Raw genomic sequence first — 2,035 nt, forward strand, 5'->3', positions numbered from 1 at the left:
ACGGCAGCCAGGGCCATGCCCATGCACAAAACCTGAACGACAGTGGCGTGAAAGTGGTTGTCGGCCTGCGCAAGGGCGGCGCTTCGTGGCCCAAGGTCGAAAAGGCCGGCCTGAAGGTCGCTGAAGTCGCGGACGCAGTCAAGGCCGCCGATGTTGTCATGATTTTGCTGCCTGACGAGCAGATCGGCGCCGTCTACAAAAACGACGTGGCTCCCCACATCAAGCAAGGCGCATCCCTGGTGTTTGCCCATGGTTTCAACGTGCACTACGGCGCCGTGATTCCACGCGCCGACCTCGATGTCTGGATGGTTGCTCCCAAGGCCCCAGGCCACACGGTGCGCAACACCTACGCCCAGGGCGGCGGCGTGCCTCACCTGGTCGCAGTGCACCAGGACAAGTCCGGCAAGGCCCGCGACCTGGCCCTCAGCTATGCCATGGCCAATGGCGGCGGCAAGGCCGGCATCATTGAGACCAACTTCCGCGAAGAAACCGAAACCGACCTGTTCGGCGAGCAGGCCGTTCTGTGCGGCGGTACCGTCGAGCTGATCAAGGCCGGCTTCGAAACGCTGGTGGAAGCCGGCTACGCACCTGAAATGGCGTACTTCGAATGCCTGCACGAGCTCAAGTTGATTGTCGACCTGATCTATGAAGGCGGCATCGCCAACATGAATTACTCGATCTCGAACAACGCAGAGTACGGCGAATATGTGACGGGTCCTAACATCGTGACTTCGGCCACGAAGGACGCCATGCGCAAATGTCTCAAAGACATCCAGACGGGCGAATATGCCAAGAGTTTCCTGCTCGAAAACCAGGCCGGTGCACCGACCCTGCTGAGCCGCCGCCGCCTGAATTCCGAGCACCAGATCGAAATCGTGGGCGAAAAGCTGCGCGCCATGATGCCCTGGATCGCCAAAAACAAGCTGGTCGACCAGACCCGCAACTGATGGATTGAGGCCCGTCAGGGCTTTGTCCTGCAAAAAGCCGCGCAAAGGTCCTGCGCGGCTTTTTTTCTGGCTAGTGCAAATTGGATAAGGTGAAATGCTGAAGGTTTCCGCGGTGCCGACCTTGGTATCCTTGGGGCTTAAGTCGATGGCTGAATCCCTCTGGGAAGGTCCGGCTTCGGGATGGCATCTACGGATGCTATGAATCTGATAGCTGTTTGCGCGCACCAGTTGTGCCTCAGGAGTGTTTTTATGCATGATGGTGAAGATTCGGCGTTTCCTGCCGAAGCGGTGGTGATACGCAAGCGCCGCAAGGGCATCTACATATTGCCCAATTTATTCACGCTGGCTGCGTTGTTCGGCGGTTTTTACGCCATCGTGATGGCCATGAACGGGCGTTTCGACCAGGCCGCCATAGGCGTTTTTTGCGCCATGATCCTTGACAGCCTGGATGGTCGCGTTGCCCGGATGACCAATACACAAAGCGCGTTTGGCGAGCAGATGGATTCGCTTTCTGACATGGTTTCTTTCGGTGCCGCCCCGGCGTTGATTGCTTATGTCTGGGCGTTGACCAGCCTTGGGCGCTGGGGCTGGATTGGCGCCTTTGTTTACTGCGCCTGTGCGGCGCTGCGCCTGGCCCGTTTCAACGTGAATACGGCGGTAGTTGACAAGCGCTTCTTCCAGGGGCTTCCATCGCCGGCCGCCGCGGCCCTGGTGGCGGGCTTTATCTGGCTGATGACCGATGCGGGAATCAGCGGGCTGGAAGTGCGCTGGATTACCTTCGGCCTGACCTTGTACGCGGGCCTCACGATGGTCACGAACGTGCCGTTTTACAGTTTCAAGGACGTGCAGATGAAACGCAGCGTGCCCTTCGCAGCCATTGTGCTGATTGCGCTTGGGATCGCCGTCATCAATATCCACCCGCCGACAGTCATGTTCGGGCTGTTCGTGTTGTACGGCTTCTCCGGTTATGTCCTGTACGGCTGGCGCAAGGCCAAAGGGCAGCAGACCAGCGTGATATCGACCTCTACCGACGAGCCCGACGAACGCGGCCTGCATAAATAATTGTGGTACATTGAGCAGATGAAACA

Annotated in this window: 2 protein-coding genes; both read left to right on the forward strand. The window is 58.6% G+C overall.

The window, feature by feature from the left end; translation table 11 throughout:
* Positions 1 to 947: ketol-acid reductoisomerase (gene ilvC / locus AC1D0Z_RS20350; protein ID WP_477659981.1), on the forward strand; the 947-nt coding region annotated here is incomplete at its 5' end.
* Between the two features lie 249 nt (positions 948 to 1,196).
* On the forward strand, positions 1,197 to 2,009 hold the full coding sequence (gene pssA, locus AC1D0Z_RS20355; protein WP_477659982.1) for a CDP-diacylglycerol--serine O-phosphatidyltransferase: 813 nt from the start codon (positions 1,197 to 1,199) through the stop codon (positions 2,007 to 2,009).
* Positions 2,010 to 2,035 lie beyond the last annotated feature (26 nt).

The organism is Polaromonas sp. P1_E3, from assembly GCF_056405935.1.

What these genes read in the sequence shown, in the direction of transcription:
- pssA (WP_477659982.1), top strand. Translation starts at nt 1,197, where the DNA reads ATGCATGATGGTGAAGATTCGGCGTTTCCTGCCGAAGCGGTGGTGATA.